Raw genomic sequence first — 21,510 nt, forward strand, 5'->3', positions numbered from 1 at the left:
TTAAGTTAATAAAGCACTTATATTAAACACTTTTATGATATATGTTCATTCCCTATTTAAAGATTTAAATTTAATGGCAATCTATTTTTTTGATACGGACTTTAAATACAAACAGAAGTTAATTTAATCATCAAATGATAATTGACTTAACATTTACATCATTGCATGTTTTATTTTTTAAAATTTCTTACCCGGTTTTTATCCTAGTTAAAACAAAAAGTATAATTCAAAACATTTATTTTATAAAAAGGTTTTATAATTCATTAATATTTATATATTTGCAAAACACAATTACTTGACAACTCAAATACTTTTCAATGACAAGCCCTGAATTATTATTCTTAATGAACCTCAATAAAGTTCAATCAATTATTGCCAGAAAGCTTGATTCTCTGAGCGCTCATGGATTGGGATTCAATGATTTTGTAATTCTTTATATCCTCAGTCAATCATCTGAAAGTAAAATGCGCAGGATTGATCTGGCTGAAAAAATAGGAGTTACAGCTTCCGGTATCACTCGTTTACTGAATCCTCTGGAAAAAGTAGGACTGGTAACCAGGGAAACAAATGAAAGAGATGCCAGAGTAAGCTATGTTGTGATTAGCCCTAATGGTAAAAAGATATTTGAAGAAGCTAAAATAACTGCAGAACATGCGTCAAACGATATTCTTCCTTCAAAAAAAAATAAGTCTTTACAAACCGCTTCCGGGCTTTTATCTGAATTAGGTGGAGATATTAAATAATTACCATGAAAAATGCTATAAAACAACAGCTTCGCGAAAAAGCCAAAAACCATGTCACAACAATGGGTGTACTTTCCGTAAAAAATAATATGACCGGAAAGCAATACCTTAAGGGAACTCTAAATCTCGAAGCGTTGGTGAATAAAATGAAGTTTGTATTAAAAAGCGGATTATTCGCTAATACTCAGCTCCAAAAGGATTGGAATGAATATGGAAGTGACAATTTCAGTTTTGAATTTATTGTCACTATCCCCTATCAGGAAAATAAATATATCAACTATCGTCAGGAAATCTTAAAGGCTGAGCAAACTGCCCTGTCAGAAATTAATGGCGAAATTTATACATCATGAATCATCGTATCAAAATAAACGGCGTTGATATATGCTATGAAATTTTAGGAGCAGAGCATCAACAGACTATTGTACTGATTGCAGGATTAGGAAGTCAGATGATTCGCTGGGACGACTCTTTTTGCCAATTATTGGTAAAACAAAGCTTCCGAGTCATTCGATTGGACAACAGAGATTCCGGGATGTCAATTTTTCCAACTGAAAAGGAGCTAAATTTTAACGGAAATCATCAGGAATTTTTTTCTACTATCAAAGCGGGAAATATCCCTTATTCTTTGATGGATATGGCAAAAGATGTGATGGGGTTACTTGATTATTTACAAATTGATAAGGCTCATTTTACCGGAAGATCCATGGGAGGAATTATTACACAATTATTAGGTTCTTACTTTCCTGAAAGAGTTTTATCATTAACTATTCTCATGTCAACATCTCTAAATCCCGCATTACCTCCTTCTGATCCGGAAGTGATGGCTATGATGATGAAACCTTCTCCCGATCCAGCCTCGAATAAAGAGGATTATATTGAGGAAAAATTACTTTTTGCTAAGAGAATTTCAGGAAATTTATATGAATGGGATGAGAGCTTAGAAGTCAAAATGATTGAGGAAGAGCTCAACCGTTCAAAAACAAAATATGGAATTATAAGGCAACTGCTGGCTATGGCTACCTATGAATATGACCGGGAAGTTCTGAAGAAAATTGAAGCCCCAACTTTGGTTATCCATGGAACTCAGGATCTTATTTTCCACTCTGATTGTGGAAAAGATATTGCAGATTCTATTCCCAATGCAAAATTGATGTTAATTGAAGGGATGGGACACTCTGTTCCAAAAGAATTGTATCAACTTATCTGTAACCAAATTACTACATTGATCTCAAAAATAAGTGCATAGCTTTTGGCTGCATTACTGTTTAAAAGTCCGCTCTACTTCTGTTAATCCCATTTTGGCAAGGTGTCTATATACTGTTGCAAGGGTAAGATTTCTCTTTTCTGCGATTTCAAAGGGAGGTATTCCTTCATCAAATAGCTCAAAGGTAATCATGTGAGTCGGTCTTTTAACAACTTTTACGGAAGTATCTATTTCAATTTCCTGATCGAATAAAGGATGATCCAACAAATAACAGGACTTAAGCTTTTCGAGATATTCTTCGAGATCGTGTAGAAATGTTTTCGTTTCTTCGTTGAAGTTTTTTAAGCCTTTGATGCCTATGGTATCTGAATAAAGGTTTTTCAGAGGCAATAAGAACTTCTCAGCGACATTTTTATAGAAAAAGTTGACAGCACCCTGACATTTTTCTTCAACTTCACTCCACTGAATTTCTCCTCCTATAAAATCAACTAATTTCAAACGGATCACTTTTTTAAATTTTTCAGCTACTTTAAAAAGATGCTCACTTTCTCTTTCAAACTCATCAGACAGGGTATTGACCTTTTCTGAATCCGGAATTCCTGCAGTAAAGGTTATCTCTTTCCAGCTCATGACCGCTTCTTTTAACCAACCTGCGTCTACCGTCATCTGAACTTTATATAATGTGTAATCATATTTTTCATGCTCAATGATTTGAGGTAAATGATCATTTGCATTGGTTATGTTTTGAAAGTCTTCAATCCTTTGGTCTTTGAATATGGCATTCTGAGAAATTTCAGATTTCAGAACGATTCCGCTTAAAGTGCGGCAACGGCTTAATGCCACATATACCTGTCCGCTGGCAAAGGATCTTCCGGCATCAATAATGACACGATCAAATGTCAAACCCTGACTTTTATGAATGGTAACTGCCCATGCGAGACGTATGGGATAGTGTTCAAAACTTCCCAGTACTTCTGTTTTAATGTTCTTATCTGCATCCAGAGTATAACGCTTGTGTTCCCATACTTCAGTGGTCACCATGATCTCTTTCTTACTTTCATCCAATACGACTTTTATGGTATCTCCATCGAGATAAGAAATTTCTGCCAACTTACCGTTGTAAAAGTTTTTTTCGGGCGATGAATCATTCCTGATAAACATAATCTGGGCACCTACTTTCAGCTCCAGTGTTTCATCCATCGGATATTGGGTTTCTTTAAATTCACCAATCACTGAGGCCTTATAAAACAGTGATTCTTCTTCTAATTCTGCAAGTTTTTTCTGATTAATATGATCTGCAATCCGATTATGAGAGCATAAATGAATATAGGCTTCATTTTCAGGCTCAAAGTTGGGATTGTATCTGGAATTCAGTTTTTCAAAATCTAATTCGTGGAAGTCTGCATGCCGGACAGCATCCAATATTTCCAGAAATTCTTCATCCTGCTGGCGATAAACTGTGGTGAGTTCTACTGTGATTAACCGTACATTCTGCAACGCTTTGGCTGAAAAGAAAAATGGAGTTTCATAGAATTTTGATAAAATCCGTTCAGAATCATCTCTTACCACAGGTGGTAATTGATACAGGTCCCCAACTAACAATAACTGGACTCCTCCAAATGGCAATTGATTCCTCCTTACCCGCCTTAACGAATGATCCATCATATCTAATAAATCTGCTCTCAGCATAGATACTTCATCAATGATAATCAGTTCAATTTCCCGAAAAAGATCCAGCTTTTCTTTTCTATACTTAAAGTGAGGAAACAACTCATTAATATTCATCGCAAGATTAGGATCAACAGGCTCAGTAGTAGGAACAAATGTTCGAGACGGAATAGCAAACAGCGAATGTATGGTTACCCCGCCGGCATTGATTGCTGCAATTCCTGTAGGAGCAACAATAATATGTTTTTTACGGGTTATCTTTACAAAATTATTCAGGAAGGTTGTTTTTCCTGTTCCTGCTTTTCCTGTCAAGAATACACTTCTGTTGGTATGTTCCAGTAATTTGACGAGTTCCTCCAAGGGATACAATTTTTATCAAAGGTAAATTATAAAAATAAAGTAACATATAAAAAAAGAGACTGAACGCACTGGAACAATCTCTTAGTATCAATGATATGATCTGTATTGCATTTTAATTATTCTGCAAACACCAATGCAAGATCTTGGCGATATTTCTGGCATCATCCACTCCTCTGTGGTGGGTGCCATCTAATTTAAATCCAAGTTCATTCAATGCTCTTTGCATTCCTACGCTCTTTCTTACCGTAGGATGAATTTCTCCAAATAATGTTTTGACATTGATATGGTCATCACTTAACGGATAATCAACATAAAATCTTCTGGCCTGATCCTGAAGCATATTCAGATCATAGTTTCCATAGCTTGCCCAGGTTAATTCTTCTGAATCGTATTCTGCTCTCAAAATGTCAAATGCATCATCCAGCATAATTCCCTCATTATCCAGCATATTTTGGGTAAGAGTGGTAAGTTCCGTACAGAACGGGCTCACTTTTGAATATTGAGGTTTTATTAAAATCCCTTCATTCTGGGAGATCTTTCCGGTTTTTGCATTCATAATACAAACGCCGATTTCGATGATCTCACTTTCCTGACCTCTTGGCGGACGGTTATCCCAACACGTGGCCTCAAGGTCTATAATAAGTATATTTTCTGTTGTTTTCATTGTTTTTTATTTAAGATTAAAAGATGGAAGTAACGTATGTCTTTGAATTTTCTTCTTCCATCCAAATTATTATTCCAAAATCTTATTCAGTATTTTGGCTGTATTGTAAGCATCGTCTGCGCCACTATGATGATTGCCATCGAAATCCATATTCAGGTAATCCAGGGCTCTTTTCAGTCCTAGAGATTTATGCAGTCTGAAATGTCTTTTGAATTCGTACATTACATTCAGGTATTGCCCTGAAAAAGGATTTTCTATTCCAAGCCAGTCACTCTGTTCGATGATCTGTTCCCTATCGAAGTTTCCATATCCGGCCCAGGTGAGCGATTCAGTATCATATTCATCTCTGATCTTCGCACAGGCTTCTTCGAAATAGATTCCTTTTTCTTCTATCAGTTGTGGTGTAATCCCCGTTAGTTTTGAACAAAATCTATTGATTTCTGATCTTTCGGGAATGACATAAATGCTTTGTTTTTGAGAAATAGTATTGGATATCAGATCCAACTTACAAATTCCCATTTCGATAATATCTACTTTCTGTCCGATTGGAATCCTGTCGTTTTCCCAACAGGTTGCTTCCAAATCGACAATTATTATTTCATTTGTTGTTTTCATGGTTGTGTAAAATGTATTAATGAGGGCAAGGAGGCTCCAGAAATCTTCTCTTTATCCCAAAGCCCTCCTGCTCATCTACTCTCGAGGCCCAAACGGTGGTGTCCATTTTTTATTTTTCATGACTTCCTTAACTTCTTCGTAGGAAATCGGGTAAAAATCGTGGCAATCTACACCTACATCGAAACTCAATGTCATCTCATCATCCGGCAATGTTCCGTGTGAGTGCCCGTATAATTGCCAGACTCCACGGTGTGATCCATTCCAGGTACGCATGGCATAATGGAAGAGAATAATTTTCTGTTTCCCATTTTGATTATCCGGTTCATCAATTCTGAGTTCGTGATAATCCCTGATGGAGGAAAATCTTTTAGGATATGTTAAAGCTGCGCCTTCATGATTACCTTTGATTAAATGGATGTTTCCGTTCAGTTGATCTAAGATTTCCTTTGTAAAATCCGGTTTTCCAAGACTGAGATCTCCTAAATGATACACTGTATCTCCAGGATTGACTCTCTCATTCCATCTTTTAATTAATTCTTCATTCATCTGGTCCAGAGACTCAAATGGTCTTTCTGAGAATCGTATAATATTCTCGTGACCAAAGTGATGGTCTGCTGTAAAAAATATATTGGGTTTCATTTTTTTATTTTTTTTGTTAGTTGTTCCTAAAACCACCCTGTTAAATCTGCGCACTTACCAACCCTCCAAAGAAGGGGAATTTTTACGTCTTCAACTGAGATTTTTGTAAAGGGGTACTAAGGTTTTTAATTTTGAAATGCTTTATAAAAAGCAGATTCAATTTCCAGTTGGTCGTTTTCAGTATATCTTCTTGAAAAATGGATCGGAACGGCTTCTTTCACCTTACATTCATTCATAATTTTTCCTGATGCAGAGGCAAAACTGTGATAATTGATCTTGGCGAACTCCTGATCCGTATCCTTGTAAAAGGTTTCAATATAGACTTTATCTGCATTATTGAAAACGGCTTTTATCTTTTTATAATTATCTTCATCTACAGCATGATCCATGATGACGCCTAATTTGTAACCTTCATTTATTGTCAACAAATGGAACAGATCCGATGCTTTATACAAGGTTTCTTCTATTTCAATTTCTTTTTCAAGATCATTATTTTCAAAAGCGGTTTTCAATTCACTGATCCATTTTCCTTTCCTAAAATCAGAGGCATTGTCATGAAAAGTCACTGAATCTTTTTCTTTAAACAGATACGCAATAGAATCTGTTTTGTGATCCAGAATAGCAAAATCAACATTTACATATTCATCTTCAAATAGAAAATTCTGTGTCTTTACATATTCAGCATTCCAGTAAGGAGGACGAAGCGTATAGATGTTGATTTCTTCTTTGGAAATAATTTCATGAATTTCGTATTCAATGGCATTTTCATCTATTAAGTTCCAGGTGTAGGATTTTAATCTTGCCTCAATTTGCTGATGGATATTTTTCGGTCCACAGATCACAACTTTTTCACCACTGCCAATCTGATGTCTGAAAATACCATCAAAGTTGGAAAAATGATCGATATGAGTATGACTGATGAATATTGCTGATATCGCCTGCGCTTCCTTTACTGTGAGTAAACTTGCTTCTCCACAATCACATACATAATGCTTTCCTGAATTAGGAATTTTTATTAATATACTGATGTCTTCTTTTAAAAGACTTTTTATTTCTGCTTGTAACATTTCTTTTCTTTTTTTAAAACCAGCCCATCAAAAATTCTTTGAGTTTTCGTCATCCTTACTTTTCATTTCTTCAACTTAGATTTTCATAAAAATTGAAAATTTCAAGTATTCCTCTGGGCTTGTGGTTATATTATACATAAAAAAGTTTCGGTAATACATTACCGAAACTAGACTTTAAGAGTCATTAACTCTTCTTTTATACAATCAATGACTAAAGAGTTCAACTTTTTGTTGATCCTTTTATGCTCATCTTTTTCTATGGTTGTGAAAACAGCTGGAAAATCTTTTTCAAAATCTTCTAAAATATCCTGTGCAAAAAGTCCTATCACTTTACCCATGATTTTGGGTTCAAATTCACCAATTTTGCTCAAGACATTATTCAATCTGTTTGCTGTTACATATTGTTGAATCTCCCCCCAGATATTTTGAGCCGTTTCACTAAAATCAACCTGTTTTTGAGTAGCTTTTCTTTCTTTTTTTACCATTTTAGATTTTTCAATCCATTTTTCATTCTTATTTTTTAGAATGACTCTGGCTCCGTTTCCGAAATATTTGGTTTTTAAGGTCTTAATAATGGTTCCTTCACACATGTTGTTCATTTCCGGTAATCCTAACCAGGTTGGGATTTTAGAATTGAAAACATTCGGGAATCTTAAAGCTTCTTCTAAAGTTCCTTCAAACAAAGTTTTAGCATAGAAAAATCCGGTCTTCTCAAAAATTGAGTTGATGATATCTGTATCCAAATAAGTGACCCCATTTAACTTAATGTCAAATGCATAAAAATCGTTATACGGTGCATATTCAATTCCTTTTTGCACTTTTATCGCATTTTTTACGGGTTCTACTTCTTTATGATTGTAACTGCCACCGAATAATTCGCCGTAGATGACTACTGTCTCAACATTCGGGTATATTGTTTTCACTTTTTGAAACAAATTAATTACATTTTTTCTGTATTGTTCCAAAATCTGATGTGCATTGTAAAATTTTTCTTCTTTTTCAATGAAAGCTGTTCTTTTTGCGATCTTAATTTCCTTTCCGTCGGTAAAGAAAGAGAAATTAGCACCGTGAACTTTTTCCTGCACGATGAAAACCTCATCCCCAAAGCCCTGCAACCTGATCTGATCGATCATGCGGGTTTGGTAAGCATTTTCTATAGAGTTATATGTTTTGAAAATCATTTTTTTAGTTTTTAATCATTTCTGATTGGTTATTTCCCATTTGGGTAATGTGTCTTTGTGCATGAAGTGAGAGAAAATAAATGTACTCATAGACATTGATTTTCCCCAGATTATTCACGCTCATGGTCGTTTTATAGAGAACTCCTTCGCCATTTTTCATCAAATCCAGGTAATTCTGACATTGATAATACTGTTGAGTAATCAGGTTTCTGATCTCTCTTAAACTTCGTTCTCCTTTAGGCTCCATGTGTTCAGGTCTGATCCAATCAAAAGCACCATATTTCCCTACTTTTTCAAAATTTTCTTTGTTGAAACTGTAGTTTTTAATTTCAGATTCCAGGTCGAGTTCTAAAGAATTTCGCATTGCCTTTTTTGAGCCTTTTTCAATAAGGATCAGCAAATAAAAATTCGTAAGATAGATATGCTCTAAAATCTGTTGAACTGACCAGCCTCCATTTGATGGCTGATAGTTCAGGGTTGTACCATCTTTATCAAACCATCCGTCAACCTCATTAAAACTGAGGCTGAGATGATTTCTAATCTCCTGAATATATCTGAAAATGTCCATTACAATTTTTAAAAGTTTTTTAAAAGTCTTTCAATATTCTCCTTTCCTACAGGATTCATAGAATGACAGTAGAATTTGGGTAGGTCTAAATAATGATCCATACAATATTCTATCAGCCATTTTGCACAATCGTAGCCTGTTTTTTCCACAAATTCACCGGTATCTGTTTTCAGATAATGTTCATCTGCAAGGTCATGGTCAAAAGAAATCATTTCCGGAAGTCCCTTTTCCAGGATTCTGTTGACAAACTGATCGTAATTTCGAACGATATGCCAATCTCTTCTGAGAAAAATATCCTGTTTGGTATAACGATATGCCTCAATCGGATATCGTATATCATCCAGAAATAATAGTCTTTTAGTTATTTCCATTGCTTTATTATTTAACACTTAATCTTCATGAATCCAGTTTACTACTGTCTCCAAAAAATGTAATCTTACTTCTTCAAACCTTGTAATATTGGGAATATGATTAATCTCCAGTAAATGTTTATCCCCATTTTTCTGAACGATATAATCATTCGCAATGACATCCATTCCTATTTTATCTTTTAACATCAGGGTATCCTGTAACAGTTCTACATCCATTTCCATAAATTGGGCATCATCAGGATGTATGGATTTTAACCATGTTTCTCCTTCAAGCTTAATCTGCCAGGATTTTTCACCTATGTTTAAAATTCTTACGGCATCGCCTTCAAAATAAGGTTCCAGCACACTGTTTTCTGTACTTTCCCAACTTCCTGTAAACTTATGTTTGTTTTCTCCACAATGCCAGTTTCCCCACTTTGCCACCAACTCGGTATCTGTATTCACATAAGCTCCTGCAGAGATAAATCCTCTTTGGGAATTAAATTTTGAATACTTCATCGCTTTGGCAAGACAAGGAATTTTCAATCTACATTCGAGCATTCCATAAGCATTTGGAAAGCATGGGCCGTTCCAAAGTGCCAATCCTGAGATAAAATCAAGATCCTCTTCAAAAATCCCATGATAAACAACTTTATCTACCGGAAGCATTCCTACTCCCTGGGCTTTTTCCACATATAATGTTCCGTCTACTACTTTTATCATTGGGATGGATTGATGCCAGATCATAAGACCATCATAATGTTGTCGTATATATTCATATTCCTGTTCGTGTAAACCGATAACGGCTATTCTATTGTGAGTCATGTTTTTAGTTTTTTTGTGTTATTTTCTTAACACGTGATATATTTTGAAAAGCTAGTATTTAATACTTCGATAAATAAAGGCCGGAAGTTAGTATCATAACGTTAAAAACTTCCAGCCTCATTACACCATCATATCAGCACAGTTGGAACTTGCGAAGGCAAAAGGTTTTGCTTTAAACACATATCCCATTCCCAGAATGTATCCCATTGCATCTTTTAATGCTGCATTGGATTTAAAATCAGGATCGGTATTGATGTCTGCGTGTACCTCCATTTCTACTCCATAAGTATCCAATACAGAACAAATTGCATAAGCAATTTCAACAGATTTATTGACTTCATTCAGCATTCGCTCTTTAATACTGATGGTCTGTATTTCTCTTTCTTTTCTGATAAAGGTAAACGCTCCTTTTCCTTCACGAATAAATACTACTGCCGTAGCATAATTAATAGCTTCTCCATATACGTGAGAGTCTGATCCCACACATACTTTCAGACGATGTCCGTTTGCCTGTTCGCGAATAATGGCTTCTTCTACCAGCTGTGTGATAGAATGTTGGAAAAATTTTCCTTTCATATTCTGCCATGTTTGTTGTTGCGTTTCCATTTTTTTACATATTTAAGTTCTATACTTTTTATAATTCATAAATCATTATTGATTATTCACTTTCTGCACTCCGAACTGGACTCGAACCAATACCATCAGTTTTGGAGACTGAGATGCTACCATTACAATATCAGAGTAAATGTTGTTAATTCATTAGGACTCGAACCTAAACTCCAAGAATCAAAATCTTGTGTGCTGACCAATTACACTATGAATCAGATTAATTCATGAGCAATAAGTAATAGATAATGAGGAATGTTTAAAAACAATCAAGTATCAAAGATCACTCATTATATTACTTATCGTTCATGTTCTTGCGGAACAGACAGGAATTGAACCTGTACCTTTAGTTTTTCAGACTAACGTGCACACCAAGTACACCACTCTTCCCTATTTTATGAGTAATAAGCAATTAGTGATGAGTAATGATGAAAACTAATTTTCTATCATTCATTACTTATGATTCATTACTTATTTTTCATTATAAAAAGTAAAAGGTTGTCTGTTTTTATTGACTAAAGATCTTCTACGCTTGACAAGCCTTTTCTCTTTTCTTCATTTTGTGTGAATGGCAACTGGCCAATATTTTTTTAAATCTGAACTTTCATGGTATTATATCAATTATGTATTGACCAGTCATTCACATCCAGTACTCTATAAGGGAATCGAACCCTTGTTTTCTGCTCGAAAGGCAGGCGTCCTTACCGTTAGACGAATAGAGCGTTTTTATAAGCAATGAGTAAGTGATACTATTTTATATTATTACTTACTTATTGCCCATTATCCATTATAAAAAGAATAAGCTTGTCTTTAAATTTGCTTAACAAAAAGATCTTCTACGCTTGACAAGCCTTTCTTTCGAAAATTATATTGAGCATTTAATATTTTCTTCTTTTTGACCTACTGACTAGGAATCGAACCTAAACAACAAGAGTATATTTCCTGCATGCTGCCATTACATTATCAGCGGTTGGGTGGAAGTAGTAGGATTCGAACCTACTCAGCAATGAAGCAACAGATTTACAGTCTGCCCCGACTCTCCAACTTCGGCGTACTTCCGGATTTCTTTATGAGTAATGAGTAATTGATGATGGCTAATTTATCATTCATTGCTTATTGCCCATTACTTATAAAAAGAAAAAGCCTGTCTGTATTTTGTGTTTTGGCTTAAAGATCTTCTGCGCTTGACAGACATTTTCTTTTCTTAATAAAGGATATTTTTAGCTATAATTAATGAATGATAGTTGATGGATCATCTTCTAACATTACAATTTCCAGCTTTACATTGAGATGGTTATGGGATTCAAACCCACTCAGCTTACGCAACGGTTTTGCAGACCGCCCCGACTCTTCCACTTCGGCGAACCATCAGATTTTAACATGAGGAATAAGCAAGAGGTAATGAATAATTTTTGATGTTTATTATTCAAAAAAACAAAGTCTGTCTATATTTTTGCTTGATATAAGAACTTCTGCGCTTGACAGACTTTATTTTTACCTAAAATTGTATTAATCATATTTTTCTTTCACTTGTAACTTTTTTATTGAGAAAGAAAAAGTTTGTCTGTATTTTCTTGTGTTTTTTTGATGTAAAGATCTTCTGCTCTTGACAAACTTTATTTTTCTCCTGAAACAATTAACATTTAGTTACTGCGATTCCGGGAAGATTCGAACTTCCAACTTCTGGTTTAACAGACCAGCGCTCTACCATTGAGCTACAAAATCTTTTGTACGGGAAGAGGGATTCGAACCCTCAGCGCCTTGATCCTAAATCAAGTGTGTCTACCGTTCCACCATTCCCGCAGCGGTTTTATGAGTAATGAGTAATTGATGATGAGTAATATTGAAAACTACTTTCTATGCATTATTGCTTATTACTCATTATTGATTACTTATCATTTCGTCTGGAAAGCAAGATTCGAACTTGCGACCTCCCGCGTCCAAGACGGGTAAACAACCACCGTTATCTTTCCAGTTTTACAGATTCACTTCAATTCTTTTCCGGGAGACAGCCGGAGCAAAACTTTCTACGAATCTTTGCGGTCTATGCGAGAATCGAACTCGCAGTGCCCAAGAGACAGTCGGGCAGGTTACCATTACCTCAATAGACCATTTTGTGATTCCGAAAGGATTCGAACCTCTAACCCTGGGTTTAGAAAACCCATGCTCTATCCGGTTGAGCTACGGAACCGTTTGGTAATCCCAGAAAGATTTGAACTTTCAACCCCCGGTTTAAAAGACCGGTGCTCTAACCATTTGAGCTATGAGATTTTATATTTTGGGTATCTTCGGGGATCGAACCCTGTTCTCCGGTTCCACAGACCGGCGCTTTACCAAATAAGCTAAAGAAACCATAAAAAAAAAGCGCCTCTTTTCGGGAGGCGCTTCATATTTTTTAACGTGAAAGATCATTAGCTGACCCACGTATATAAGCACCTTTTATCCACAAATTCACAATCATAAGCACACACTGTCCCTGTCGGCTCCTGTCCGAATAGTCTTGAATATTGATTGAGTATGTTATGAAATTGTTTCATTTTATTTTTGTTTGTTTCTAAATTATTTTTTGTTGAATCCTGAAAACCTGTTGCTTTCAATTTTCGGTTGCAAAGTAAATATGATTTTTTGGAATCTGCAAATAAATTTTAAAATTAAATTATTGATAATCAATTAATTACATGCAAAATTAAGAATAAGCGATTTCTGTCCGCAATCTTTTGCAGATATCTTAATTACCTAAATGACTGTCTCTCATTGGGTTACTTATCACTCTATTTTATCGTATTAAAGTTGCATTGTTAATTAAAAAATTTTCATGTTTATGGTTATTTTTTTTCATTCTAAATAATTTCTGACCTAAAAAACAAAAAACGCTTCGAAAAATCGAGGCGTTTCTGTTGTATTTTGATTAATTTTTTACAAGTTTATAGTAAATAATTTCCAAAGTCAGCACATTTCGCCTCATTCCATACCCCTTCATCATATCCTAATAATCCTTTATTAGAAGGACTTTCGAATAGTTCTGCATTGATATGTGCTCTTTGTATTGTCATAATTTTCTGGTGCAAAGATAAATCTTTTTTGTTATTTTTTATAATTCTCACATGGAAGAGTAATAAAAAAAGGATTCTATGATTGCTTTTAACGGCTGAATTATGTGTTTTTGAAACACAGAGTTTTACTCTATTTCTTCATCGAGTTTTTCAAGTTGCATGAATAGCTCACCCTGATAATCATAAAGACTTTTGTGTTCCGATGTTGCAATAATAACTACTTCTTTAGCTTCCATTAATGAAAATGCAGGAAATTTTTCCTTAATATCTTTTTTACGGCATACCATAGAGATCTTCCTTTTGATATCATTCTCTGTACAATTTCAAAGGGACTTTTATTGTCATATTTATATTGGATATATTTAAATATATTATCCATTTTATTTTTACCCTTTAATTTCTAAACATTTTATTTCTTCCGGTCTTAAATCTTGAGATATCTTTAAGGATCACTTCATCTTTAGGATTGAAATGTTTCAACTCGTTAACAATTTCTGAACGGCTTTCTACTTTTTCAGCAACGATCTCATAAGCTATTTTTCTTGTAACATACTGTAACTTGGGATCTTTCTTAAACTCGTGCTTCATTGCTTCCAGATAGGTGAGTTTTTTATAGGCCGGAGTTTTTTCATACATCGCCTGTATTTCCGTTTCCAGTTTTGTACTATCAAAAATATTCGCAAAATAGTTATTCAAACAGTTGAAGGCATCTTTATCTTCTTCCCATCCTTTTAATAATACTTTTTGGGCATCTTCCGGCTTTTCCATTTTCTTCCGATATACCAGTGAAGCTTTTACCATTTGATTATTGGCTGTATAGTCATCTGCTACCATTTGATAATAAGTATGGGCATTTTTCAGATCATTGATTTCTTTATAAAGATCCCCTACTTTTTCTTTCTGTTCCATTTCTTTGTACAGATCAATTGCTTTTTTGTATTGTTTTGCCTTTTCGTAACAATTCGCAGCATCGGATTTACTTTTTAGTTTTTTAAGATATATTGCAGCTGCCTCGTTATAAAATCCGCCATCTTCCAAGGTCTTTGCCCCTCTGTAATAATCCTGCAGGAGATTCATATATACTTTTGCTGCTTTCTTGTAATCTTTTTCGGCAAGATATTTTTGGGCAAGGTCTTCATATTTACTTCGAATCCTGTCAAATAAAGAATTCTCCAGATAGAAACTTCCTCCGCCTGCACCTCCTCTTCTTGAATTCTGCTTACTTTGTTCTTTATCCTTTAAAGTGGCAATCACCATAAGGATAATAAATGCTACAATTAAAAAGATTACCAGAGTTCCTACTACACTCCAAAAACTCTCATGGAACAGCTGGGCTACGATTCCGATGATCTTAAACATGGCCAGCAGAACAAAGGCAGCCATGAATTTGTCTATAAATTTCTGTTTATTCATCATCATCGTTTTTTAAAATGGTTTTATCATCTCTGAACAAACGGTAAAGCAATAGCATCACCCCAATAGCAAGCACCCAAACAAACCAATTATAGCCAAACATTTTCACTAATGGATAAAAGAGATATACCAGCATCGCTACCAGGATAGCCACCAAAAGAAATTTAACCCAGCCCGGAACATTATCTCCACCCAGATTTAATGATTTATTTTTAAACAGAAAGGAATACAATCCAACTGCTGCAATCATCAGAATCACCATGTATAATATATCAGAAATGGGAGTGTCTTTCTTCAGCGAGTTCCCCCCTGATTCTACCCCTTTGACTTTGGAATCTTTGATGGTAGATGGAGGTGACATATCAGCCATATCAATGGTTCCATAGAGTTTTCCTAAAGAGTCCTGCATCAGAACCTGCTTTTTCTTTAAAAGGTATTTTACTACCTCTCCGTTTACCGGTTTTCCTTTGGTATATTGTTTTAAAGAATCTGAAATTTTACGTTTCAGTACTTCACTTCTTTCTTTTATATGCTTTGTTATTCTCTTGGTATAAATAATTTTAAGCGAATCCCTGCTTTGCTGCTCTTTATTGCTAAGCTTTTGAATATCATGACCTATTTCATTGACCTCTCTTCCTCCTTTCTTTTTGTATTCTTCTTTTTCTTTTTTTGTTTTACTTTCCTTCAGCCCAGCGTTCAGGAGTTCATTGGACAAGCTTTTCCTTTGCTTGTAGTACATGGAGTCTATCTTCATATCTATTTCAGAGACTCCTGAATGAAAAGCAATCATATCTGAAGGAGCTTTTACAGCATCTGTTACAATAGTTCCTGAGGATTCCTGATCTCCTTCCTGCCGGGGCTTATCTTGATTGGATGGGAAAGCTATTTTTAAAACAATTGCAATGACAATAACGGCCCAGAATATTCTGCGGAAATTTCTAGTACTGGTGCTTTCCTGTTTACTATCAGCTCCTCCGCCAAACAATCCTTCCAGCCAGGTAAATTTACTAAACCCATCTCCTCTGGAGGTTCCAAGAATATCCAATGGAACCCCCAACTCGATAGCTCTTTCCGGGTATTTTTCTATGTATTTTAAGTATTTTTCAATTTCTTTTTTATTTCCGGCCATTACTTTTTTCAGGTCAAACGGCAGGCTGTTCATCCATTCTTCCTCGGTCTGGGGTTTCTGCAATGCTTCGAGCATTTTTTCATCATCCATTTCCACCGTATAGCTTTCTATGGTTTGAGGAATTTTAACACCGTTCAAAGGTTTTCTGATATTGGTTTCTATTTTCCCTGCCTCCTGAATCAATTCAATCCAATCCACCTGTTCTGATAATTTTACCAACCCAAAATCAGGATGCATTATGAGAAAATCTGAATCTATTGTACTCCAGTCTTCCGGATTAATCTTGGGGTAAAATGTTGTATTCTCCGGAATAAAAAGTTTGTTATCTACCTGTTGGAAGTAAGCGTTCCTTCCAATTTCCTGCGGAGCATTATCATGAAATATAAGAAAACATCCATACAACACGTTGGGACTATTAGTCGGAACAGCGTAAGATTTTATTCCGTCCAGCCTGATTCCTAAATTTTCCATCTCCTGAAGCCATACCAAAGGTGAAGAACCTTTTATCAAAAGTCCTTTTTTAGGGTATACATTTTTCGGGAAAGGTTTTATTCTAAGCTCCATAATCCAAGATCTGTTCTATAAACGGCTTTACATATTGATTATACATCTCGTCCATGGTTCTCACCTTTAATAAAGTCTGTTCCGGAAGATAATATTCTGATCCGCCAAACTCTGTATAGGTAGCCAGAGCCAGGAAGCCATAGGCTGTGGTAGGTATATAAAACTCTTCAATTCCTTTGTTGCTGCTCCTGAAGGTCAACATTCCTCGGGAATCTGCAATAACCTCGCTTCCGTCAGGGAAAGTGTATTTATTCTTATTCTGTTCCGCAAAAATCTTAATATCATATCTGTTTTTATAAAGATTCAGGGTATTTTCATATACACTACTGATTTCAAATCCTGAAAAAACCAGATTATCATGGGCATTAATACCGATTTTATTAAAATTACCAATAATTTTTAATCCACTCCGGTTTAACTTGGCTACTTCCGTATTTACTTTTGTGGTGTTTTTATCTATATCATCGTACTTGTTATCAAGAGGCTCTACAGAGGTATTTCCTTCAATATTTATTTTATAAAGTAAAGGATTGTTAAAATGGTGAAGATAGAAGCTTTTCCCAAAATAGATCAGTTCATAGTCTTCAGGAATATTCAATCCGGTGACATTGATCTCAGAATATTCTTTTGTATTTACATTAAGTTTAGATACTAATTTTCTGGAAGGCTGATATTGACAGAGGATAAAATGCTGCTGCTTATTTTTTGCCAGAGCAAACTGCCCGGTTGGCTTTACAGAAATATCTTCAATCATTACTTCACAACCATGATAGGTTTTATAATAATCATAGGAATGTCTATCGTAATAATTATCGGAAAGATAAGTTTTCAACAATTGTTTTTTTGAACTCAGAATAAAAAACTCTCCTTCGTATAAAAACTGGGCAATCTTATTAACCGGTGTCGGAAACAGGATCGGATAATTCAATGGAAGATCAGTTTTCTTTCCATTTGAATTACTTTCTGCTCTTTTTTGCTGCGGCGGATTGGCCCACAATTCATGAAGGGGAAGTCTTATTTTCTGGATATGTTTCCGTACTCCTTTATGATGTTTATAAAAATTAATTTCTCCATCTGAAGTGGTAGCCACCAAAAACTTAAGTCTGTCTCTATTCTGATTGACTACTCTCTGGATTTTTTCATCTTCAAAATTTTCCTGATGGGTAATGAAAAATACTTCGATATCTTTTTGGGGATACTCGTCCTTAAAAAACTTATCCAATGCTTCTGAAACCTCCAATACCGGGCTGACCTGATTAAGATTTTCAATTACAGCTTCCACTTTATTCAAAGAAATAGGGATTGCAGCCTGCCCCAATGCCATCACTTTACATTCAGAATGCGCTTTGGGATGCTTGATGATCGCAATAGCTGATGCAAACGCCAATACTTTCGGGGTTCCCCAGTTTCTGAGGGAAGTATCAATCAGAATAATTCTTTCAAAAATATTTTCTTCAGGCGGTATTTCTCTTTGAATATATAGAGCTTCACTATTGGCCACACGGTTCATGAATATATCTTCATCATTGGCAAATTCTGACAAAAGCATTCTATGAAAATCTCCTTTATTGGTCATATCGGAAATTCCTCCTATAGGCTGTTCTCCCGGAGAAAGGTGTCTCATTGGAATTTTCAGTCCGCTCCAGATCCTTTTAATCAGGCTTCCTATCTGGAATGTTTTCGGCTCATTAATCAATTCTCTGATAAAGTCTTTATTTGTATCTGCAGTAGCATCTTCTTCTACAACCTCATCATTCAATTCAGGTTCTTCAATTAACCCTTTCATAGCATCAATGATTGATTGTACAGTGGGAAATTTTTGGTTGAGATCTATTGCTGTCAGGTCCTTATTCAAAACTGATGGTCCTGCATGCTGCTTTTCTGCACTTACAGCCAGTTCTTGGGGCCTTTTATAATAAATTCTTAAATGAGCTTCAGCCTGTAAGGAAGATATTCTGTTGTGACTATCTTTAAATAAGGTATGTAGCAGTACAATTTTGTTTTGTTTCTGTTTGTAAAGCCTGGGAAGTGCTTTTATTTTTTCAAGAAATTCGATCTCTCTTTCAGCATTGAAATCAAAGTTCCCCATGCTGTAAAAATCTGCAGTATATCTTAAAGGACCCGCAAAGTCTGTATAACCGTCCTGCATTGCATATAAAACCATCAGTAAAGCACCGAATGGTGGCCATCCCTGCGGCTGAAGTTCTTTAAGAATCTCAATAATATAAGGTCTGTAAGCGATAGCCCCTACTCCAGGAATGGAGAGGAGGTTATTGTCATTATATCCGGAATCTCCGGGAACATCTTCATCAGTTTTCCATTCCCAGAAATAATTTTCATAGGACTGAAAATAGGCCTTTAATTCCATTCTCTTGATTTTTCAGTAAGACGAAATGAACTTACAGACAAGGGTTGAAAATCAGCTTTCTTTATGGAAAGATAATTTCCATTCTCATCCCATAAAAGCCATCCGTCTGACTCTTTATTATATTTCTGCTGTAAGAATTTGCTAAGATTTTTAAACTCAAAATCAAAACCGGAAGGCAAAAGATGTCCGTCTTTTGTCCAATATGTTTTTCCCGGCAGACTTAATAACGGAGTTCCTAAAAAAAGAGCTTTATCTTCCATTACAGTCCAGTCTATTTTTTCCAGTCTGAATTTTGGCAGTGTCACAATACTCTCTTTGATCTCTGTAATGATGCTTATCAGAGCAATGACCGGATGTTCTTCATCACTTTTCTTTAACCTGATATGGACTTTTTCGCTAATTCCGAAATAGTTTTGATTAGAGGCAGGAAAAGTAAGGCGTAATGCTTTATCAATTGGTGTCCAAAGCAATCCTGTTCTCATTTTTTTATGGGGAACCAATGCTTCTTTTTTAAATAAAAGCCCATCCCGGAGTTTGTACAGTAAAAAGTTAGGCAGCTGATGAAGTTCTGAATCCAATGTCTGTTCCTCAGTAAAACCTTTGAGCCATATAATTTCACCATCCGTTGCAACATGAATGTTCTTCCAGTCTCTTATAGAGCCTAGATAATCTTCATCGGTATGGGGTAGTTCTGCCCAGAATTCTTTTATATCGTCTGAAGAATTTTCTGCCATAAGCTTTCAATTTCTTGCTGAATGTATTGCTTTTGCTCAGGGTTTCTGATCCAGTCACAGCGTGTCTGAAGGTATCTCAGTTTATCTTTGATTACGTTTTGCTCTTCAAAGCTTAGCGATTCCTGATTCCATTTATCAACCAATATTTTTACATCCTTCATTACTTCTTCCGGGTTAGGAGTTTTATTCTGCATGGCTTGAGGATGGGAATGCGGATGATCGTCTTTCTCAATGGTTCTGTTAATGATCCCTTCCAGAATTTCAATCTGCTCTTCTGTATCCCAGATATGTTTTAAAACCCATAGATCCGAAAGAACGGCTTCATTTCTTCCACAAATCAAAGCACTTGCTGCGATGAGGTTCTGAAGTTTGACAGCTCTACGGTCTGAAATGGCAATTCCGGTATTTCGTAAGCTCATAATGGTATTCAGATATACTTCATAGATAGGTTTTAAATCTATCTTTTTACACAGGTTCTGAAGTTCTCTGATCTCATTAGCATGAATTTCCGGAACTTCTGTTTCTTCTTCGTTTTCCAGTTTTCTTCCTGCTAAAAGTACCTGTTGTAGAAGCTCCGGGTTGACATAATCAACATTGATTCTAATCAGGAAACGATCAAATAACGCATTCAAAGCTTCATCTTCCGGAAGAGCGTTACTTGCTCCTACAAACATTAAAGCAGGTAAACGCTTTGTTTCTTTTCCTCTTTTGAAGATCTTTTCGTTAAGAGCCATCAAAAGTGAATTCAAAATAGCAGAATTAGCGTTGAAGATCTCATCCAGGAACACCATCGAGGCTTCCGGCATCATTCCTTCTGTATTGGTGAGAAGTTCTCCTTCTTTTAATTTTCTGATATCAAAAGGACCGAATATTTCATTCGGCTCTGTGAAACGGGTTAATAGGTATTCAAAATTCTTTCCGTCTTTTACTGTTTTTGCCAATGTTCTTACTATGGCTGATTTTGCAGTTCCGGGAGGACCATATAAAAAAGCATTTTCTCTTGCCAAAAGGCAGATTCCCAGCAGATCCACCACATCATTTTTCCCTACGAAAGTATCTTTTACGTAGTTGAGAACCGTATTGAGTTTATTAATATTCTGCATCATTGATTTTCTTCAGTTATAATTTTTAATTCTCTCCAGAATGCATCCTTATACATTCCAAATTCTGCAATTAGCAGTGTATTAATGAACGGAATTTCCGCTAGTTTGTAATCTTTTTTTTCTACAATTCTTTCCAGATATAATTTCCGGTACGTTTTATCTTTCAATTCTTCTTCCCAGTTTACTTGCTTCAAATCAAGATCATACCCTATGGCTGAATAATGAAATTCTGTCAGAATATCTTCAAGTATTTTAATAAGTGGATCTTCGGGATCTAATGCATTCAGAGCCAACATCACATCAGGGAGAAACCTTAATGATAAATCGGCAGATAAAATGGAAGGAATATCTCTTGTCCTCTTAAACTTTGGAACAAGACTTTCAAGGTTATTGGCTGTCTTTTCCCTTATCAGATACAATTGTGCACTATGATACAGCACTTTTGCTGCCCAAACAGCGGTTGTTTTATTACAGATTATCTGATCGGACAGAAACTCCAGTCTTTCTTTTTCAAATTCTGCTTCTAAATACACTTCTGCTTCCTCTTCCTCTTTTAGGGAAATGGTCTGGATATTGGAAAAAAGAGTGATGCATTCATTCTTCCTCAGCAAAAATATGGTATCTAAAAATGGTGATTTGGTTTCCATCATCTAACA

The 21,510-nt window shown here is 35.4% G+C and carries 21 protein-coding genes and 13 tRNA genes; 3 read left to right on the forward strand and 31 right to left on the reverse strand.

Annotated features, from left to right (window positions below):
- The first annotated feature begins 317 nt into the window (after positions 1-317).
- From NBX25_RS20495 to NBX25_RS20505, 3 genes are read left to right on the forward strand one after another with little or no spacing between them, the layout of a single operon-like run.
- Complete coding sequence (locus NBX25_RS20495) at positions 318-743, forward strand: MarR family winged helix-turn-helix transcriptional regulator (RefSeq protein ID WP_250255238.1); 426 nt, start codon at positions 318-320, stop codon at positions 741-743.
- Positions 744-748: 5 nt separating this feature from the next.
- A complete protein-coding gene (locus tag NBX25_RS20500; RefSeq protein ID WP_250255239.1) occupies positions 749-1,093 on the forward strand; it encodes a GIY-YIG nuclease family protein in 345 nt (114 codons plus the stop codon).
- The gene (locus NBX25_RS20505; RefSeq protein ID WP_250255240.1) at positions 1,090-1,989 is read left to right on the forward strand and encodes an alpha/beta fold hydrolase; all 900 of its coding nucleotides are present in this window, start codon (positions 1,090-1,092) and stop codon (positions 1,987-1,989) included. Before NBX25_RS20500 ends, NBX25_RS20505 begins: the two co-directional genes overlap by 4 nt.
- A gap of 12 nt (positions 1,990-2,001) precedes the next feature.
- Here NBX25_RS20505 and NBX25_RS20510 read toward each other — a convergent pair whose 3' ends face one another.
- From NBX25_RS20510 to NBX25_RS20660, 31 genes are all read right to left on the reverse strand, one after another.
- Positions 2,002-3,975: an AAA family ATPase gene (locus NBX25_RS20510; RefSeq protein ID WP_250255241.1), complete on the reverse strand. Its 1,974-nt coding sequence runs from the start codon at positions 3,973-3,975 to the stop codon at positions 2,002-2,004.
- Positions 3,976-4,087: 112 nt separating this feature from the next.
- Complete coding sequence (locus NBX25_RS20515; protein ID WP_250255242.1) at positions 4,088-4,639, reverse strand: 3'-5' exonuclease; 552 nt, start codon at positions 4,637-4,639, stop codon at positions 4,088-4,090.
- A gap of 69 nt (positions 4,640-4,708) precedes the next feature.
- Positions 4,709-5,254, reverse strand: a complete 546-nt coding sequence (locus NBX25_RS20520) for a 3'-5' exonuclease (RefSeq protein ID WP_250255243.1) — start codon at positions 5,252-5,254, stop codon at positions 4,709-4,711.
- A 75-nt stretch (positions 5,255-5,329) separates the two neighbouring features.
- Positions 5,330-5,893, reverse strand: coding sequence for a metallophosphoesterase (locus NBX25_RS20525; protein ID WP_250255244.1), 564 nt, complete (start codon positions 5,891-5,893; stop codon positions 5,330-5,332).
- 125 nt (positions 5,894-6,018) lie between these two features.
- Positions 6,019-6,960 carry an MBL fold metallo-hydrolase gene (locus tag NBX25_RS20530; RefSeq protein WP_250255245.1) on the reverse strand — a complete coding sequence of 314 codons (942 nt, stop codon included), beginning with the start codon at positions 6,958-6,960 and terminating at the stop codon, positions 6,019-6,021.
- Between the two features lie 167 nt (positions 6,961-7,127).
- Positions 7,128-8,141, reverse strand: coding sequence for an RNA ligase, Rnl2 family (locus tag NBX25_RS20535; RefSeq protein ID WP_250255246.1), 1,014 nt, complete (start codon positions 8,139-8,141; stop codon positions 7,128-7,130).
- Between the two features lie 4 nt (positions 8,142-8,145).
- Positions 8,146-8,709 carry a DinB family protein gene (locus tag NBX25_RS20540; RefSeq protein ID WP_250255247.1) on the reverse strand — a complete coding sequence of 188 codons (564 nt, stop codon included), beginning with the start codon at positions 8,707-8,709 and terminating at the stop codon, positions 8,146-8,148.
- 8 nt (positions 8,710-8,717) lie between these two features.
- Positions 8,718-9,080 (reverse strand): cyclic-phosphate processing receiver domain-containing protein, encoded by a 363-nt coding sequence (locus tag NBX25_RS20545; protein ID WP_250255248.1) that lies wholly within the window; start codon positions 9,078-9,080, stop codon positions 8,718-8,720.
- 18 nt (positions 9,081-9,098) lie between these two features.
- Positions 9,099-9,884: a hypothetical protein gene (locus NBX25_RS20550; protein WP_250255249.1), complete on the reverse strand. Its 786-nt coding sequence runs from the start codon at positions 9,882-9,884 to the stop codon at positions 9,099-9,101.
- A 120-nt stretch (positions 9,885-10,004) separates the two neighbouring features.
- Entirely contained in the window at positions 10,005-10,490 is a 486-nt protein-coding gene (locus tag NBX25_RS20555; protein ID WP_123859100.1) for a ribonuclease H-like YkuK family protein, read from the reverse strand.
- Positions 10,491-10,556: 66 nt separating this feature from the next.
- Positions 10,557-10,627, reverse strand: a tRNA-Trp gene (locus NBX25_RS20560).
- An 8-nt stretch (positions 10,628-10,635) separates the two neighbouring features.
- A tRNA-Gln gene (locus tag NBX25_RS20565) sits at positions 10,636-10,708 on the reverse strand.
- A 99-nt stretch (positions 10,709-10,807) separates the two neighbouring features.
- A tRNA-Phe gene (locus tag NBX25_RS20570) sits at positions 10,808-10,880 on the reverse strand.
- 260 nt (positions 10,881-11,140) lie between these two features.
- Positions 11,141-11,212: transfer RNA gene (locus tag NBX25_RS20575), tRNA-Glu, on the reverse strand.
- Positions 11,213-11,465: 253 nt separating this feature from the next.
- A tRNA-Tyr gene (locus NBX25_RS20580) sits at positions 11,466-11,549 on the reverse strand.
- A gap of 229 nt (positions 11,550-11,778) precedes the next feature.
- Positions 11,779-11,860, reverse strand: a tRNA-Cys gene (locus NBX25_RS20585).
- A gap of 283 nt (positions 11,861-12,143) precedes the next feature.
- A tRNA-Asn gene (locus tag NBX25_RS20590) sits at positions 12,144-12,215 on the reverse strand.
- Between the two features lie 5 nt (positions 12,216-12,220).
- Positions 12,221-12,293, reverse strand: a tRNA-Leu gene (locus tag NBX25_RS20595).
- Between the two features lie 100 nt (positions 12,294-12,393).
- Positions 12,394-12,465 (reverse strand) — tRNA-Pro (locus NBX25_RS20600).
- A 65-nt stretch (positions 12,466-12,530) separates the two neighbouring features.
- Positions 12,531-12,601: transfer RNA gene (locus NBX25_RS20605), tRNA-Asp, on the reverse strand.
- A gap of 6 nt (positions 12,602-12,607) precedes the next feature.
- Positions 12,608-12,681, reverse strand: a tRNA-Arg gene (locus NBX25_RS20610).
- Positions 12,682-12,684: 3 nt separating this feature from the next.
- A tRNA-Lys gene (locus NBX25_RS20615) sits at positions 12,685-12,761 on the reverse strand.
- Positions 12,762-12,770: 9 nt separating this feature from the next.
- A tRNA-His gene (locus NBX25_RS20620) sits at positions 12,771-12,843 on the reverse strand.
- A gap of 571 nt (positions 12,844-13,414) precedes the next feature.
- Positions 13,415-13,543: a penicillin-binding protein gene (locus NBX25_RS20625; RefSeq protein ID WP_164464399.1), complete on the reverse strand. Its 129-nt coding sequence runs from the start codon at positions 13,541-13,543 to the stop codon at positions 13,415-13,417.
- A 125-nt stretch (positions 13,544-13,668) separates the two neighbouring features.
- Positions 13,669-13,830, reverse strand: coding sequence for a hypothetical protein (locus tag NBX25_RS20630; RefSeq protein WP_250255250.1), 162 nt, complete (start codon positions 13,828-13,830; stop codon positions 13,669-13,671).
- 106 nt (positions 13,831-13,936) lie between these two features.
- The gene (locus NBX25_RS20635) at positions 13,937-14,956 is read right to left on the reverse strand and encodes a tetratricopeptide repeat protein (RefSeq protein ID WP_123908926.1); all 1,020 of its coding nucleotides are present in this window, start codon (positions 14,954-14,956) and stop codon (positions 13,937-13,939) included.
- On the reverse strand, positions 14,949-16,649 hold the full coding sequence (locus NBX25_RS20640; protein WP_250255251.1) for a bpX3 domain-containing protein: 1,701 nt from the start codon (positions 16,647-16,649) through the stop codon (positions 14,949-14,951). Before NBX25_RS20640 ends, NBX25_RS20635 begins: the two co-directional genes overlap by 8 nt.
- Complete coding sequence (locus NBX25_RS20645) at positions 16,639-19,017, reverse strand: hypothetical protein (RefSeq protein ID WP_250255252.1); 2,379 nt, start codon at positions 19,015-19,017, stop codon at positions 16,639-16,641. The genes NBX25_RS20640 and NBX25_RS20645 overlap by 11 nt, the downstream gene beginning before the upstream one ends.
- Complete coding sequence (locus tag NBX25_RS20650; RefSeq protein ID WP_250255253.1) at positions 19,008-19,751, reverse strand: hypothetical protein; 744 nt, start codon at positions 19,749-19,751, stop codon at positions 19,008-19,010. Before NBX25_RS20650 ends, NBX25_RS20645 begins: the two co-directional genes overlap by 10 nt.
- Positions 19,724-20,857: an AAA family ATPase gene (locus NBX25_RS20655; protein ID WP_250255254.1), complete on the reverse strand. Its 1,134-nt coding sequence runs from the start codon at positions 20,855-20,857 to the stop codon at positions 19,724-19,726. The genes NBX25_RS20650 and NBX25_RS20655 overlap by 28 nt, the downstream gene beginning before the upstream one ends.
- The gene (locus tag NBX25_RS20660) at positions 20,854-21,504 is read right to left on the reverse strand and encodes a conflict system bpX4 domain-containing protein (RefSeq protein WP_250255255.1); all 651 of its coding nucleotides are present in this window, start codon (positions 21,502-21,504) and stop codon (positions 20,854-20,856) included. Before NBX25_RS20660 ends, NBX25_RS20655 begins: the two co-directional genes overlap by 4 nt.
- Positions 21,505-21,510: the final 6 nt, after the last annotated feature.

Origin of the sequence: Chryseobacterium sp. Marseille-Q3244 (assembly GCF_940807095.1) — a bacterium.
In the GTDB taxonomy this organism is placed as follows: Bacteria; Bacteroidota; Bacteroidia; order Flavobacteriales; family Weeksellaceae; genus Chryseobacterium.